This window comes from Acinetobacter modestus (assembly GCF_014636095.1).
GTDB lineage: Bacteria > Pseudomonadota > Gammaproteobacteria > Pseudomonadales > Moraxellaceae > Acinetobacter > Acinetobacter modestus.
In genome coordinates this window covers 130,794-146,876 of the sequence record NZ_BMDV01000004.1, presented here as the reverse complement: position 1 = coordinate 146,876, position 16,083 = coordinate 130,794, and the positions used below count along the sequence as shown (strand labels likewise).

Annotated in this window: 14 protein-coding genes and 6 tRNA genes; 12 read left to right on the top strand and 8 right to left on the bottom strand. The window is 39.0% G+C overall.

The genetic code is table 11. The features are described 5' to 3' along the window. The first annotated feature begins 3 nt into the window (after positions 1-3). Positions 4-459 carry a hypothetical protein gene (locus tag IEV17_RS10875; protein ID WP_004664651.1) on the top strand — a complete coding sequence of 152 codons (456 nt, stop codon included), beginning with the start codon at positions 4-6 and terminating at the stop codon, positions 457-459. Positions 460-509: 50 nt separating this feature from the next. On the opposite strand, the gene dapE is transcribed toward IEV17_RS10875, so the two are convergent. The 3 genes from dapE to IEV17_RS10860 form a co-directional block, all read right to left on the bottom strand. Beyond that, on the bottom strand, positions 510-1,643 hold the full coding sequence (dapE, locus tag IEV17_RS10870; RefSeq protein ID WP_004664650.1) for a succinyl-diaminopimelate desuccinylase: 1,134 nt from the start codon (positions 1,641-1,643) through the stop codon (positions 510-512). Positions 1,644-1,767: 124 nt separating this feature from the next. Then, positions 1,768-1,911, bottom strand: a complete 144-nt coding sequence (locus IEV17_RS10865; protein WP_017196706.1) for an entericidin A/B family lipoprotein — start codon at positions 1,909-1,911, stop codon at positions 1,768-1,770. Between the two features lie 100 nt (positions 1,912-2,011). Then, positions 2,012-2,893 (bottom strand): DUF1853 family protein, encoded by an 882-nt coding sequence (locus IEV17_RS10860; protein ID WP_004664646.1) that lies wholly within the window; start codon positions 2,891-2,893, stop codon positions 2,012-2,014. Between the two features lie 100 nt (positions 2,894-2,993). Between IEV17_RS10860 and IEV17_RS10855 the strand changes: the two genes are divergently transcribed. From IEV17_RS10855 to IEV17_RS10815, 9 genes are all read left to right on the top strand, one after another. Next, positions 2,994-3,359, top strand: a complete 366-nt coding sequence (locus IEV17_RS10855) for a YbaN family protein (protein ID WP_004664644.1) — start codon at positions 2,994-2,996, stop codon at positions 3,357-3,359. Between the two features lie 306 nt (positions 3,360-3,665). Further along, positions 3,666-4,175 carry a cell wall-recycling L,D-carboxypeptidase ElsL gene (gene elsL / locus IEV17_RS10850; protein ID WP_004664642.1) on the top strand — a complete coding sequence of 170 codons (510 nt, stop codon included), beginning with the start codon at positions 3,666-3,668 and terminating at the stop codon, positions 4,173-4,175. Between the two features lie 163 nt (positions 4,176-4,338). Next, positions 4,339-4,414: transfer RNA gene (locus IEV17_RS10845), tRNA-Val, on the top strand. Between the two features lie 23 nt (positions 4,415-4,437). Continuing rightward, a tRNA-Asp gene (locus IEV17_RS10840) sits at positions 4,438-4,514 on the top strand. A gap of 45 nt (positions 4,515-4,559) precedes the next feature. Then, positions 4,560-4,636, top strand: a tRNA-Asp gene (locus tag IEV17_RS10835). 103 nt (positions 4,637-4,739) lie between these two features. Then, positions 4,740-4,815 (top strand) — tRNA-Val (locus IEV17_RS10830). Between the two features lie 38 nt (positions 4,816-4,853). Further along, positions 4,854-4,930, top strand: a tRNA-Asp gene (locus IEV17_RS10825). Between the two features lie 82 nt (positions 4,931-5,012). After that, positions 5,013-5,088, top strand: a tRNA-Val gene (locus IEV17_RS10820). A gap of 88 nt (positions 5,089-5,176) precedes the next feature. Beyond that, the gene (locus IEV17_RS10815) at positions 5,177-5,647 is read left to right on the top strand and encodes a DUF2750 domain-containing protein (protein WP_004664639.1); all 471 of its coding nucleotides are present in this window, start codon (positions 5,177-5,179) and stop codon (positions 5,645-5,647) included. 32 nt (positions 5,648-5,679) lie between these two features. Here IEV17_RS10815 and IEV17_RS10810 read toward each other — a convergent pair whose 3' ends face one another. The 4 genes from IEV17_RS10810 to yccS all read right to left on the bottom strand — a co-directional run bounded on the left by IEV17_RS10810 (position 5,680) and on the right by yccS (position 12,124). Then, positions 5,680-6,465 (bottom strand): YdcF family protein, encoded by a 786-nt coding sequence (locus IEV17_RS10810; RefSeq protein WP_004664637.1) that lies wholly within the window; start codon positions 6,463-6,465, stop codon positions 5,680-5,682. Between the two features lie 123 nt (positions 6,466-6,588). Continuing rightward, positions 6,589-9,126, bottom strand: coding sequence for a PepSY domain-containing protein (locus IEV17_RS10805; RefSeq protein WP_004664635.1), 2,538 nt, complete (start codon positions 9,124-9,126; stop codon positions 6,589-6,591). A 159-nt stretch (positions 9,127-9,285) separates the two neighbouring features. Then, a complete protein-coding gene (locus IEV17_RS10800; RefSeq protein ID WP_004664633.1) occupies positions 9,286-9,870 on the bottom strand; it encodes a YcxB family protein in 585 nt (194 codons plus the stop codon). Positions 9,871-9,949: 79 nt separating this feature from the next. Beyond that, positions 9,950-12,124 (bottom strand): YccS family putative transporter, encoded by a 2,175-nt coding sequence (gene yccS, locus IEV17_RS10795; RefSeq protein WP_004664632.1) that lies wholly within the window; start codon positions 12,122-12,124, stop codon positions 9,950-9,952. Between the two features lie 142 nt (positions 12,125-12,266). On the opposite strand from yccS, the gene IEV17_RS10790 reads away from it, so the two are divergent. After that, entirely contained in the window at positions 12,267-13,484 is a 1,218-nt protein-coding gene (locus IEV17_RS10790) for a multidrug effflux MFS transporter (RefSeq protein ID WP_004664630.1), read from the top strand. Between the two features lie 21 nt (positions 13,485-13,505). Here IEV17_RS10790 and IEV17_RS10785 read toward each other — a convergent pair whose 3' ends face one another. Further along, positions 13,506-14,213 (bottom strand): nitroreductase, encoded by a 708-nt coding sequence (locus IEV17_RS10785; protein WP_004664628.1) that lies wholly within the window; start codon positions 14,211-14,213, stop codon positions 13,506-13,508. Positions 14,214-14,634: 421 nt separating this feature from the next. Between IEV17_RS10785 and IEV17_RS10780 the strand changes: the two genes are divergently transcribed. Then, a complete protein-coding gene (locus tag IEV17_RS10780; protein ID WP_004664626.1) occupies positions 14,635-15,981 on the top strand; it encodes a DcaP family trimeric outer membrane transporter in 1,347 nt (448 codons plus the stop codon). Positions 15,982-16,083 lie beyond the last annotated feature (102 nt).

The following is a 16,083-nucleotide window of genomic DNA, read 5'->3' as shown; positions in this document are numbered from 1 at the left end:
TTAATGGTAAAAAAAAGCGCAAACTCCGGTTTGGGGCAAATTGACCAACAAGAGTTACAACATTTAATTACGGTATCAACAGGGTTTATTGACGCTTATATCATTAAATGTCATGAAAAAGTTCCAATGCTGCTACCGCAGAATATCGTGTTATCAGCGATGGATACACAAACCAATATTGATCATGTTGAATGGCATGATCTCAAGCTTCCTATTTATGCTGTAAATGATCCAGCGAATAAAAATGGGGTAGCGTTGGTGGTTGAAGGTGATGACGTTTCAGAACGATTTGCTTTGGTTTGTAATGAAATGCCTGAATCTATTCGTTTACGTATTTCTGAAATTGTAGATGAAGAAAAAGACATTGATGACAATAATGTATTTAAATATGTCAAGATTGGGGAAAAACAATTTTACGTCCCTCATCTACAAAATATTCAAACCCAACTAGGGTTATAAATAAAAAAGGAACTCAAAAGAGTTCCTTTTTTATTGTCTCAACTTGTATGTTAAGCAAGTAATTCAACTAAAATTTGCTCATAAATCTCAGCAAGTGGCTCTAAATCATCGACATTTACATGTTCATTGATTTGATGGATTGTTGCATTTAATACGCCTAATTCTAGAACTTGAGCGCCCGTAGGTGCAATAAAGCGACCATCTGAAGTTCCTCCACTTGTTGATAGAACAGTTTCAACACCAGTCACATTTTTGATCGCTGTTTTTGCAGCATTCACTAACTCACCCACAGGGGTGAGGAATGGTAAACCTGATAGTGTCCACTGAATATCATAAGTTAAATTATATTTATCTAAAGTCTCAAGTACGCGTTGTTTGAGAATTTCAGCTGTCACTTCAGTTGAGTAGCGAAAGTTAAAAGTAACTTTTAGTGTACCTGGGATTACGTTGGTTGCACCTGTTCCAGCTTGTATATTTGAAATTTGGAAAGAGGTCGCAGGAAAATATTCATTACCATTATCCCAAACAGTATCGCACAGTTCAGTTAAAGCCTTTGATGCTGAATGAATAGGATTTTCTGCTAAATGTGGATAGGCCACATGTCCTTGTTTGCCATGGACAGTCAAAACAGCATTCAAAGAGCCACGACGACCATTTTTGACAATATCACCTAGTTGATGTGTGCTCGATGGTTCGCCTACCAAGCACCAGTTCATTTTTTCGTTACGTGCTTCTAAAGTTTGAATGACCTTCACTGTCCCGTTGATTGAAGGACCTTCTTCATCAGATGTAATCAAAAATGCAATAGAGCCCTTATGATTCGGATGCTTCGCCACAAAACGTTCAGATGCAACCACCATTGCAGCTAGCGCTGTTTTCATATCTGCTGAACCACGACCATATAATTTACCGTCACGGATACTTGGTAAAAATGGATCTGAATTCCAAGCATCTAAATGGCCTGTAGGAACGACATCCGTATGACCTGCAAAACAAAAAACGGGTGCTGTAGTGCCTCTGCGTGCCCATAAGTTATCAACATCTTCAAAACGCATGTTTTCGATATTAAAGCCAATTTTTGCTAAACGCTCGGCCATAATATTTTGACAATCATGGTCAACAGGGGTGACAGAAGGTTGGCGTAGGAGCTGTAAACTAAGTTCAAGAGTATCGGAATGGTTCATGCGAGATGTGGTTAAATCTGGTGAAATCTGAACCGATATAATAGGGGAATATGATTGAGAAAGGTATGCAAAAATAAACCTTATCTATGTTTAGATAAGGTTTTGCGAAGGGTGTTCACTAAAATTACATTTTATCCTGAGTTTTTTCAGCAGTTTGAGTAACTTTGTCACCTGCTTTAGATACATCCTGCCCAAAACCCTTAAATGTATTACAACCAGTTAAAACAAAAGCAGTCATGATTGAAGCAACTAAGATTTTTTTCATCATCTTCTCCGTTTAAATGTAATTATGATGTTCTTAGAGGCTAAGAAAAAATGCAGAAAATAAACATAATGGTTTGATAGTAGAAGTGTTATAAAATGTTACTTTATAAAAAATAATCTGATGAAGACGATCTAATGAATAATAAAGAGGGTTGGCGAAACATATAAAAAGAGGGACTAGGTGTGTCATGATAATAAAGACCATTTGTCCACCATGTTGCATTTTTTGAGGATGCTTGTTGATTAGGGCATAACCATTCATGACGTTGTAATCGATAGTAATCTGGTGTGGGAATATTAGTTCCCCATAATCCCAAACGTCGTGACGAGTTGATCCAATTCGGGAGTGCTGACTGATTCAAATCAGTTGGCAAATATAATTGCCCTTTCATAACTGCAAATTTTCGTTGAATCTGATGATGATTTGCATTCGTAAACTGAAATTGACGTTGAGTAAAGTGCTTCAATTTTCTTTGTAATGTGTCTTCTCGATTTAGCCCATACCATTGCGCTAACTCTAAGTTACTTTCGCCTAGGTAATACTTTAGCGCAACTTCCCAATGTTCAATTTCTTGCGTGTCTTTATTTAAAATGACGAAATCTAGTTCACCTAGCGTAATCGCTCCTGCAATTTTTTGAATGCTATGACCTAAAAGTTGATAGGGATGATACTCATCATCTAATAACCAAAACCAAAGTAAGTTCTCGAATCGTAGCCCAAGACGAGTACTTTTGAGCTGAGCAAGAAAATCAATGAGGGCTTGGGGATGTTGATCAAGTTGTTTTAAGCGTTCTTCATAGCGTTCATAATGAGTTTGCCAGCTTTGATCAGAATGGAGCTCAAAAGTATGCTTTATCTCTAAATCTGGCGGGATTCGAGCTAAAATATTCGGACTCGCGATGCAAAAAGCCAAGTGACGTACTATAGGATTCTTAAACTGCAACCAAGGTTCAAAAAAAATGGTCGTACTCATTAGGCTAGACATGCTGTTACTCAATCATGGAAATAATAAGTTAAGTTTAAGAAAGAGCAATAAAAACAATTTATACTAGCATGGTTGTAAACATGTGTTGGTTAATTACTCAATGAAAACATTGTTCTGGCGTAGTTTAGTTGTGATTTTTATTATTTTAGGAATCATTGGAGCAATTTTACCAGGTATGCCAACCACTGTGTTTTTAATCCTTGCAGCATGGGCTGCATCGAAAGGATGGCCTGAAATGGATGCTTGGCTCTTGAATCATCCTAAATACGGACCAACCTTACGCAATTGGCGTGAAAATGGAACAGTACCGCGTAAAGCAAAATGGATAGCCAGCATTATGATGCTAATCAGTGGTATTTTAATGCTGTTTACCAAGGCTCCATTACTTGTCAAAATTTTTACAGATTTCACTATGTTTATTGTTGCTGTGTGGTTGTGGTTACGCCCCGAGCCTGAGCGAGGATAAACAAAGCAACGCTTTGTCCGAGCGCAAGATGAGAACTATGTTCGAGTAAACGCATTAAGAAAAGCAACGCTCTTGCGGAATATAATCCTGATAGGCAAGATGATAAGCTTAAGAAAAGTAATCCTTTGCCCTGAGAGTTGATTAAAGCACTACTTTTTGCTGATCTAAAACAGCATGTTTGATCTTATTATGCTGTTTTGTTTTTTATATTTAAAATCAATCAACAATCAAAACTACCGAAAAATACAAGAAAAAGCTTTTGGTCTATGTTGAAATATCTGTGTTCTATCATCTGTTGAGATAAAAATGACTTATACCCTTGATCAGGCAGACATCGTCATAGATTTAGCACAACAAATTCTACATTTGCCAAAGCACAATAAATTTTATGTGATCTCTTCTGGCAAGAATGGTATTGGTGAGCAAGAGAATAGTGGTAAGACGCCAAGAGGTTGGCATCAAATCGCACAAAAGATTGGTGCAGATCTAAAGAAAAATACGGTATTTATTGCACGTCAGCCGACAGGAGAAGTGTATAACCAAAAACTCGCACAACAATTTCCACAAAGAGATTGGATTTTGTCACGAATTTTATGGTTGGATGGTTTAGAAGATGGATTCAATCATGGGAATGGTTGCGATACATTTAAACGATATATCTATATTCATGGCACGCCTGATAAAGAACCGATGGGCATTCCGATGTCACATGGCTGTATTCGGATGAAGAATGATGAGATTATTGAGTTATTTGAGCTGATTTCTGAGCAGGCGCTGGTTTATATTTCAGAACATACTTTAGAAAATGAAGGATGAAAATATGAATAAGTGCTTAAATAAAATACGGAAATCTTGATTTTTTCAATGAATTACTTATTTTTTAATCATTCGTACGCTTTTTTCAGAAAAGAATGGCAAAAGCGTTTGACAGGCTGTAAAGATTCTCTATAATGCACCTCACAAACGATGAAGACGTTAAGGGCGCTTAGCTCAGTTGGTAGAGCGTCTGCCTTACAAGCAGAATGTCGGCGGTTCGATCCCGTCAGCGCCCACCAAGCCTTTACGTTAAAACTCAAGTGCAGCGGTAGTTCAGTTGGTTAGAATATCGGCCTGTCACGCCGAGGGTCGCGGGTTCGAGCCCCGTCCGCTGCGCCACTTAAGTTTTAATATCGTTTTACCCTATAATTGCAAAATTATTGTGCAGCGGTAGTTCAGTTGGTTAGAATATCGGCCTGTCACGCCGAGGGTCGCGGGTTCGAGCCCCGTCCGCTGCGCCACTTTAAGATTGCAAGAATAGATAGAGTTAAGTAAATTAGAGTCTAAATTCTTTGATACTTAAACAATATTTAAAGCATTGCTTTAAATTTGTTACCTAGCTCAGGGCGCTTAGCTCAGTTGGTAGAGCGTCTGCCTTACAAGCAGAATGTCGGCGGTTCGATCCCGTCAGCGCCCACCATAATTAGTGACATATACTTCTTAATAGAAGTAAGCAGTGCAGCGGTAGTTCAGTTGGTTAGAATATCGGCCTGTCACGCCGAGGGTCGCGGGTTCGAGCCCCGTCCGCTGCGCCATTCTCTTAATATATTTTTTGAGAATGTTTGTTTTAACAAGTATACTCATACTTGACCTCTGATACGAGTTTACTCTCGCTCAGGGCGCTTAGCTCAGTTGGTAGAGCGTCTGCCTTACAAGCAGAATGTCGGCGGTTCGATCCCGTCAGCGCCCACCATAATTTCTCTTCTAGTTCAAATCCTTGTAATTTATATAGAATTATTTTATTATTAGCATTAATAATGATTCTAATATTGAACTATTTTATGAAAAATCCATATCAACGCAAGGCTGCGTCGAAATCACAAACAACAAATTCTAGTTCCTCACCAAAAGATATTTATCGTCAATTTATTCAAAATATTATTATACAAAGGCAAGTTATTGCGCTTTATCATGATGGGTGGGCCTTATGTTCAACCCCATCTGGTCAACACGCATTATCAATTTGGCAAAATAAAGGTTTGGCAAAATTACTGATTAAAGATAATTGGGCTAAATACGAGATTCAGGAAGTGTCACTTTGGGTTTTCATTGAAAAGATGATCCCTTTTTTAAAAGAAAATAATACCATTCTATCTTTAGACCTTACCCCCGAGGGTAACAATCTATTGGTTTCACCTGATACTTTTTTATTGGATATTAAAAACTTTCTTTACCAAATTTATTTACAACGACCAGATGTATTTGCTGAGTTAAAGTTACCTTTGCCTAGAGATATTCGTCTACACAATTAAATGAGATAAATTGATTGGGGGGACAACCCCAATCAATATTCATTCAGAAGCCAACCGCTGGCGTAAGCAAAGTACTCTCTCAACCATGCATTATAGCGTGTCGTGACTGGTGTCGTTGAGCCAAGCATAATGATATTACGATAGCCTTGTTTCTTTGCAATGGCGGCAGCGCGTAATGTGTGGAAATCGCTAGTCACAATCGCGATCGGTTGATGGATGTCAATCTGTTGTGCCTGTAATAAGTGTTGGCTATTTCTAAGATTCAGCTCAGTACTCGTGCTCTTATCTTCCAAGATGATCTGTGAGGCAGGAATATGATAGTGCTGCTGTACATAACGTGACATGACAATCGCTTCACTATCAGTTTCACCAAAATCAATACCACCTGTCATGACTAATTTGGCATGAGGTTGTGCTAAAGCTAGAGGGGCAGCACGGTCTAAGCGTTTCGCCAATGTGGCAGAAGGTTGTCCATTTTCAACACCACTGCCTAATACAATAATGGCTTTAACCGCAGGGATATTTTGAGTTTTGGTATTATTGTCTGAAATGTAGTTAAAGAAATAGCTTAAGCTAACAACCCAAATCCAGAAACATAACCAGCCGAAGCGCCAAATCGAATGCAGACGGAAATGATAGAAGAAGAAACGCTCGATATGATAATAGAAATAAGCATAGAGGCAAAAAAATAGCCCGAGTAGTAGCGGTAGTACTGTTCCAATATGAATCTTTTTAAAGGCGATCAGAATAGCGCCATCTAAGAACAGAACTGAACCGATAAGGGCTAAAACAAGACGAACCCATGAACTTATTTGCATAATCTTAATTGTAGTCAATTTGAATCGTGCTCAGTGTATGCAAAATTCTAAGAAAGGCAAATTCTCTTATGGTTTGATGAAAAAAACGAGTGGCTGGCACTCGTTTTTAGATCTAAAAAGGGCTTAATAAACGTCTCGACGATAACGTCCAGCCTGCCTGAGTTGATCCATTTTTTCTTCACTGAGAATATCTATTAAAGCTTGATCGACTCCTGAAGCCATGCCTTCGATGCTGCCGCAGACATAAATCACCGCACCTTGCTCAATCCATTTGATCAATTCATCAGCATTGCTTCGCAAAATATCTTGTACATAGATGCGTTGTTCTTGATCACGAGAGAAGGCGAGGTCCAAACGTTGTAAGCTTCCCATATTCAACCACGCTTGAATGGTTTCCTGATAGAAGAAATCATGTCTGCGTTGGCGTTCACCGAAGATCAGCCAATTGGCTGTATAGTTTTGTCGATTACGTTGCTGTAATAAACTCATCAAGCCTGCAATGCCTGTGCCGTTACCGATACAAATAATTGGACGGTTATCGTCAATCAGATGGAAGGACTCATTGGTCCGAATACGCAGGGCAATGGTCTGCTGCAACTGAGCAAATTCAGTGAGCCAGCCTGAACCAAGACCAAGTTGATCCTGTTCATCACGTTTTTGACGAACCACCAGTCTTAGGAGTTGTTGTGAAGGAATACTGGCAATCGAATATTCACGTGTAGGTAGGGTGGGTAGTTGTTCGAGTAAATCTTCAAGCGTACTAAATGGCTGAATCTCAACTCGTAGGTTTTTATTCCAAAGGACCTGTTCAATCTCTTGGTTCAATGATTCAACGACACTGTGTGCTGGAATCTGATATTTGATTAAGAAATCCTGAATGTCGGCCAAGCAATTGGCAGGCTGAATTTCTGCAATATCGCCAGCATGCCAAGTCATATCAGAAGTGGAACGAAGTTCAATATTATAGGCTGCTTGTCCTAAGCTATTAGGGTTGAGCAATGTGCGTTCAGCGAGAGTCCACTGGTCAAACACTTTCTCTATATTCATGGCATGTAGTTCATGCTGAGTCACCACCGAAAGCGCTTGATTCCAGCATTGAATATCATTGCTGTTGGCATTATCCACTTCGATCAAGTCGAATAAGGGGTGCGCATGACATTGCTTTAACCATGCATCAACGGCATAACCAAAGCTGCAATAGCTGTCAGGATATTCTCTTGATCCTAGTGCAAGCACTGCGTATTGCATATGAGCTAACTCTAGCTTTTGTTGCATCAGTTTCTTATTAAAACTCGCTGCAAGATCGGGTGCTTCCCCTGTGCCATACGTACTGATTACAAATAAAACCTGTGATGCTTGTTGTAGGTCTTGTTCAGTCAGTTGCTGAATCGGTTTAACCGTCGTTGGTTGTTGCGCTTCCTGCAAGCTGGTCGCAGTACGCCATGCCAATTGTTCAGCCACACCTGTTTGCGTCGCATAAGTGATCAGCCAAGGCTTGGTATTTGGATCAATCTGCTGTGCGTTGAGTGATTGACGTGCCGCTTGGGTCAGCTTTTTCTGCTTACGACGTTTTAGATATAGCATCCAACCCGTTACAAAGAACAGAGGCATGGCCAATGATGCCAGCATGGCAATAAATTGATAAGTCGAACCAAAGAAGCTGCCGCGATGCACAGGCAACATGCTGCTCATGATTTTTTCATTAAGTTTCTTGTCTTCATACAGTTCAAATTTTTCGAATTTATTGTCTTGATAGTTATAAACCACTTGGTTACGTGCACGTTCATGTTGAGGAATGGCATCGACAAAAGAGAGTTCAACTTTGGTATCCGCATTTTTGGGAATATTCAGGGTTAAACTTGAGTATTCACGACCAATCTGGGCATTTACCCCAGTCCATGTTTGCATCAAGATAGTATTAAGCTGTGCGTTTGTCAGCTTAGGTTGTTTATCTTTGCCACGCTCATTATTTTGTTGATTACGTTGTGGCTGTTCAACGCCCATGACCTTGAACATACTTGCGCGCCACCAGTCATAAGACCAATATAAGCCAGTGCAAGCAAACAGTAGATAAAACACAATGACCCAAGTTCCCACCACTGCATGTAGGTCCCAAATAAAATTACGACCTTTTAGTTTTGGCTTAATAAACAACCATTGTTTAATGCTATGTTTCTTTGGAAAGCGCAGATAGATGCCACTCAATACAAAGAAAATCAGCATCAGTGTAGAAGCACCTGTGATTTGCGCTCCAAATTCCCCAGCAGTTAAATTACGGTGTAAACGCTGAATAAATTGTAAAGTATCACGACCTTTAATGTCAGGTAAGACTTCGGCTGTATATGGATTGACCATCATGTTATAACCACGACGCGCACCTTCTTTTTTAATATTAACGGTTGACGATTCGGTGGGATTAGCAGCAATAGTAATGCTGTTAATTTGAATCTCGGGTTGTTGCTGATTGAAATGTTGGTATAACTGGGCAGGGCTAAGTTTTGGTGTTTGAGCAGCCTCAACGACATAGCTGTCTTGGTTAAGCCATTTTAAAATTTGCTGATCATAAGAATAAATTGCACCGGTTACTCCCATTAAAGAAAGTATAAGCCCCGCAGTAATCCCTAAAAACCAATGGATTTGGAAGAAGACTTTTTTAGACATGGTCAAAAATGAAAAGATAATGAAATTTATGTCAAAAATTATAACTCAAGAATACGAACATAATATGGATTTTGTAGGTAATATTGATTTTGATTCTCATTTATTTTTGTGAAGTTTAAAAAAACCTCTCATTTCGAGAGGTTTTTAGAATCATAGGTGTTAAATTGACTTTGGTGCGCCTACAACTTCATTTAAATGTTTACGTACTGTGTTAAAAGAGAAATTCTTAGAATCCATACGCTTAGGTAGGATGTAAGCACCTTGTTGTTGTTCGCCTTTTGGTGTTTTTACTTTGAAATTGACTAAAATAAACTCTGGAGAGTTGTACCATTCGTAAATGTCTTTCCAGCCAATGGTCGCAGTACCTTCTTGTAATCCAACTTTCTGGCGCATCACGATACCATGGGGTTGTACGCCTAAACGAAGACCTTTAATCTCTTGAACCGGAAATTCTGTCATTTTGCGTTTAACGTACCACTCAAGACCAAATTTTTTCACAAGATAAAAAAGGATAACAGCAATGATCACAACCCAACACAATACAGTTGAGTAGGTTGAATAATACTTAATCAGTCCTGCTGAAACTAATGAAAGCACCACAAGTGCAATCATAATCATCCATGCTTTTTTACTGAATTTATTGGTACTACGCCAAATCATCAGTTGAGCTTGACGTTGTTCAGCTTCAGAGACTTCATAAGGAACAGGTTGTAGCGTATAAGCGTATAGCGTTTTGGCGGTCATAGTTTAAAAAATGAGTTTAGAACTGAGTTAAGTTTAACACCAATTGGCACTCAAAGATATTATGCCAATGGCGGATAAATTAAAGAGAAGCAAACTCAGTGCCATCTTCATTCGGTTCATGACTGAGACTTTGTTTGAGCATACTTAAACGGGTCAATATGCTAAGCATAAGCGAAAGCTGCTGTAAAATAATCAGAGATTTTTGATTGTTTTCATCATTGCGATTTAAATGCTCGCGTATGGTTTGCATCATATTTTGTGCAGATAAATCAGGGACTTCATCTCTGAGCAGAGCACCTTGAATATCATCTAATGCTTGATCGAGTAGGGCTAGAACCTCTTGATCTTGAATTTGTTCACGATGAGCTCCAAGTGCTGCGATATAACTTAAAAAAGTATGACTTAAGCATAGAAACTCAAAAGCCAAAGTTTTCTGAGTAGATTCAATATTGGGTTCTGTGGCAAGTGTGGAAATGAGAGAAGCAACTTCTGCATCAGTATTGTGCGCAGCGCGCCGAACTACACGATAATTTAATGCATTATTACGACCTTGGTGATATTGCTCAATTACTTCTGCTAAATAGGTACATTGGGCTTGCAAAGAGCGTTGAATCGAGCGGGGTAGCCTGCGGAATTTCCAATCTGGCCAAATGAAACTGACCCCAAACCATGCCAAGGCACAGCCGATCAAGGTATCAATAAAGCGTGGGAATCCTGCTGCAAAGGCAGAACCATCTAGATTAAAGTTAATTAAAGCGAGAATCGTGATAAAAGCTGTTGCTTGAGCATACTGTTTACTACGAAGTTCTAAAAATAATACGCCACTGAGAACTAACATCACTAGTTGCCCTTCAACCGAAGGAATAAAATAGATGATGGTTAGCCCCACGATAATACCGATTAGGGTTCCAACAATTCGCAAATATAAGCGGCGTTTGGTAGCATTAAAGTTAGGTTGGCAAACAAACAATGCTGTGAGCAAAATCCAGTAACCGTAAGCAATGTGGGTTACTTGAATAAAGACATAACCAATAAACAAGACGATTGAGAGTCTAACCGCATGGCGGAATAACACAGACTCAGGGGTTAAATGTTGTTTAACACGGACTAGAATATCATTCCAACCTTTTAAATCATCATCTTTTAATTGATTTTCTGCTTGTTGTGCATTGATTAATTTCAGATTTCTTTCCGTTTCTAAATTCTGTAATTGTGCATCAATCGATTTAAGATTTTGATAGAGTGCAAATAATGCATTGATGCGAACTTGATCATAAAGTCCATCTTCTCTTAATTTTTCTAAGGAAACTCTTAAATTTTCAAAGCTGTGTTTAAAGCGTTTATTATGCACGTAAGGGGTACGGCTTAAAATTGATTGGGCTAAATCCTGACAGGCTTTACCCTGAATCGTGAGAATGCGTTGAAAACGGAATAAGATATCGCTGTGTTGAAATACTTTTGCTAGCTTTTGATAATCAATATGTGCGGAGTCTGCACGTTCATGAATATCTTGTGCGACAAAATAGTATTGTAGACTGCGACGTGTATCTTTCTGGCCGCGGTCACCTTTTAAGCGCGTTAACAGTGACATTCGCATATCATTAAAAATCGCCACCAATTTGCCATTTTCTAATGCAATATCAATCATACTTTGTTGATAACTGGATGGGGTCATGTCTACATCAAATAAGTTTGATTTAGCAAATAGAAAACTACCTAGAGCATTATAGGATGCATAAAGTTGGTCTTGTACTTTTCGTACAGGGAAAAGCAAGAAACTGATTGTTGAAAGTAATCCATACCAAGCGGCTCCCAAAACTAACAATGCTGGTTGTAAATACCATTGTTCAAATAAGTGTACACCGAGCATGGTATAGACAGAAATCACTAAACATCCGTAAGCGATGGTCGCATAACGCCGCCCCAAAGAACCTAATAAAATCCATCCAATACAGGAAACAATTAATCCAACTGCAAAAATAATTGGGTAGGGGAATAACAATTGAACCGATGCAGCTGTGATAAAAAATCCAATATAGGTATAAATCTGATTCTGAATACGGACAGAAAAGCGATCATCAATATCACTAATTGCTGCCGCAACAACGCCTAAAGTCAGTGGAATCGTCGCAAGTTGAAAATTTAAAAGATAAGGAACGAATGCTGTACCTGCGAAAGCGATCAGCATGCGCACGTTATACATTAACGTGGTGTTATAGGTGGTTTGTTTTAAACGTGCGAGCCAAGGATTCAATGGTTGTCCTTTTATATTCGGCAATCAATTTATGATCATGCCTGTTAACATTTTTTAGGTATCAGCAGACTCTAATATTATGCACAAATATGGTGAGGATGCTAAGCTTAGAAAAATAAATAAACTTGAAAAGTAGAGTATTATGCAGGTAGAACAATCGAATCAGCGTCAGTATTCAACAGCATGGATTTTGTTACTTGCTTTGTTGACAGCACTCGGTCCATTGTCAATTGATATGTATTTACCCGCATTGCCCCAAATGGCAAATGAGTTTGGGGTAAGTACCCAAATGATTGCAAATACATTACCTGCTTACTTTTTGGGTTTAGCCATAGGTCAATTAATTTATGGACCTGTGAGTGATCGTATTGGGCGCAAGCCTCCCTTATATTTTGGGCTTAGCCTTTATGTGATTGCAAGTTTGGCTTGTGCGTTTACAACAAATGAATGGGCTTTGATTGCTGCACGAATTTTTCAGGCTTTAGGTGGTTGTGTTGGTGTTGTGATTGCGAGAGCTGCTATACGTGATCGCTTAGACATGCAAGGTTCAGCTCAAGCCTTTTCAAGCATGATGATCGTAATGGGGCTTGCGCCTATTCTAGCCCCGATGTTTGGTGCATGGATTCTGACATTTTTCCCATGGCAGGCTATTTTTCTGACGCTGGCAATGATTGGTGTGATCTGCTGGTTGTGTATACATTTCTTCTTTAAAGAATCATTACCTCTTGAACGCCGTTTAAAATTATCGACTTATCAAGTCACCACACTTTATGCTGCAATTCTAAAAGATGACAGTTTCAGAGTGCCAATGTTTGCAGGTTGTTTAACTGGCGCAGCATTATTTTGTTATATCAGCTCTGCTTCAGCCGTTTTTATGGGGCAGTATGGATTGTCTCAGCAACAGTTCTCTTATGCATTTGCATTTAATGCAGCTGGGATTATGTTGATGTCTTCAATCAATAAGCACTTAAATACTCGAATGGGTATTTTTCAGCGGTTACGATTAGGTGGTTCGATTCAATGCTTTGGAGCAGTTGTTGTCATCAGTGCAGGGCTGATGGCGAATGCACCATTGTGGTTATTAATGTCTGGGCTTTTTTTAGTTGTGTCAGGTATTGGATTAACTGGTCCTAATGCAATGGCTTTGGCGATGTCTAAGCAGGGTGCGCGTGCTGGAACTGCGAGTGCGATTATGGGGAGTATGCAGTTTGCATGTGGTTTGTTGGGTGGCGTAATTTTAAATTTCTTGTTATGGAGAGCGAGCCTCAATATGGGCATTATGATGTTGATGTTTACTAGCGCAGGTTTGTTTGCAATTTTAAAAGTTGGAAAACAGCTACAAAACAGTACCTCTGCATAGAGATACTGTTATTTAAACAATTTACTGGTCTAAAAATACTGTAAAGTTTTCAACGGGTTCACGGGGAGTAATGAAGGTATTGACGATATGATCAGGATCAGCATATCCCAAGGCAATTGTACAAACCAACTCTTCATTTTCTGGAGCACCCAAAACATCTAAAACGATGGGGTGAAAATGATTCCATGCTGCTTGTGGGCAAGTATCTAAACCACGTGCTTTTGCCGCAATCATTACATTTTGGATCATCATGGAAATATCCATTTTTGAGCCAATTCCCATTGCTTTATTGACTGTAAAATAAAGTGCGACAGGCGCATCAAACAATTGATAGTTGCGCAATTGTTGCGCCGCCATTTTTTCTTTTTCGCCTTTTTGAATACCTAGCAAACCATATAGTCCCCAACCATTTTCACGACGACGATCAATAAATGGTGAAATCCATGTTTCAGGGTAGTAGGCGAAAGTTTCTTGATATTGTTCAGCGAGTTCTGGTTGTTGAAAAAGTGCTTGTTGAGCAGCACAAACTCGCTCAATCATCTCGGCGCGTTTTTGGCCTGTCACCACATAGACTTTCCATGGTTGAGTATTCGTACCTGATGGTGCACGAGCAGCAACATTTAAAATATCTTTGATTGTTTCTGTTGCAACTGGTGTATCTAAAAATGCACGTACAGAATGACGGGTTGTAATCGCATCATCCACATAACGGATTTGTTCCATGTTCATCTTAAGGTTCCTAAGCTTATTGCTCTTTCTCATGTGGTGAGACTATAAAGTAATAAGATAGATTTGAGGATGGATTTTTAGTCGTAGATTGAGATTTGAGTAAAAAATAATCGAGTAAAGATTAACGAGATGAGATTGTCCATAAAATTTTTAATTTGTTATCTTTATGTGAAAAAGAAATATATTTGTAACGCAATGAAATAGAAATAGTATTTATTGATACACGCTGAAATCGTTATGATGATTGGAATAAAAAAATACACACAATAATCTAAATTTATGCATAATACGCCCTTTTTAAAAATTGATTAGGCTTTTCTGACCAAGAAGGTGAGGGAAGTTTTCTATGATAAGCATATTTATTTACCCAATTTTATGCTTATGGAAAATGTTGAAATATACACGAATACAGGAGCTTCTCATGAGTTTACCTCTCATCCGTAAGCCGTTCATAGTTCAGGGATTGGCGTTTACCATTGCTGTCTTCATGATGAACAATGCGCAGGCTGCTAGCGAACAAGAACAAATTCAACAACTTCGAGATGAAGTAAAAGAATTAAGAGCTTTATTGGAACAATATGTTCCTCAGTCAAAACAAAAAAATAATGTACCGCAGTACGATACCCAGCGATCTACTACTGTTGCTTCAGTATCCACTCAAAATATTTCAACAAATACCCAGCAAGCGGCTCAAAAATCGCCTTTGAGTTTTAATTCTGCTTCGGGTACGCAAGTTCAGCTATACGGTTTTCTACGTGGCGATGCCTCGTATCAGGCAAAAGGCGGCGATGCTATTTTTAACCGAATCAATAAAGTTGATCTTGAAGGCAATGAAAAAAATAGTGATCGTTTTTATAGTACGGCAACAGTTACGCGATTAGGTCTAGATTTTAAAGCACCCATTCAAGAAGCGGATGTTGGTGGGAAATTAGAAGTTGATTTTCGTGGTGGTAGTAGTAACGATACGATTCGTATCCGCCATGCGTATATGACTTTAAATAATTGGTTATTTGGTCAAACCACATCTACGTTCTTGGCGACAGATTTACAGCCAGAAATGATTGATTTCAATTCTCCTTTAGGGGGCGGTACTTATCGTACTCCGATGGTTCGCTATAGCGGAAAATTTAATCCAGACACCAGTTATATGCTTGCTTTAGAAAAAGGCAATGACGATAACCGAGCTCCAGCTTTGACCTCTAAGTTAAAATATGATTTTGATGATGGCAAAGGTACGGCTTCAGCCCGTGTTTTAGTAACAGAAGCGCGTAGCAGAGCGAGTTACGACAAGAATAATAATCAATTAACAGCTGATGATGCTGGTCTAGGGTGGGGTATTGCCGTAGGAAGTAAGTATAAATTCACTGATTCTTTACAAGCGATGATCGATTATTCGCATGTGAAAGGTGATAGTAAGTTTTTGCTTTATACCAATAGTGCTTTTAATGTAAATCCCAATAATTTTGAGTTGAATCTGAATGAGTTTGATGCACTCACCGTTGGTACAACTTATCAAGTTAGCCCTAAATTGCGCAGTACTTTAGCGTATGGCGCAATGTTTGCAAAAGATAATAATCAATTTGCACAACAAGCATTTGCGGATACAACGCAGAACAAAACCTTACAACAAGGTTGGTGGAACATCATGTATTCACCAGTTACTCCGATTACGTTTGGTTTGGAATATATCTATGGCGAACGTAAAACCTTTAATGGTCTAAAAGGTAAGGATAACCGCGTAGGGGCAATGGCTCGCTACAACTTCTAGCCTAATCCTATAAACGTAATCATCCGTGGAAACCAATCGCTTCATTTGGTTGAGTTCTTACAAAGAACTGTATGCTTTTTATTAAGTTGATTGAGTTTTCAC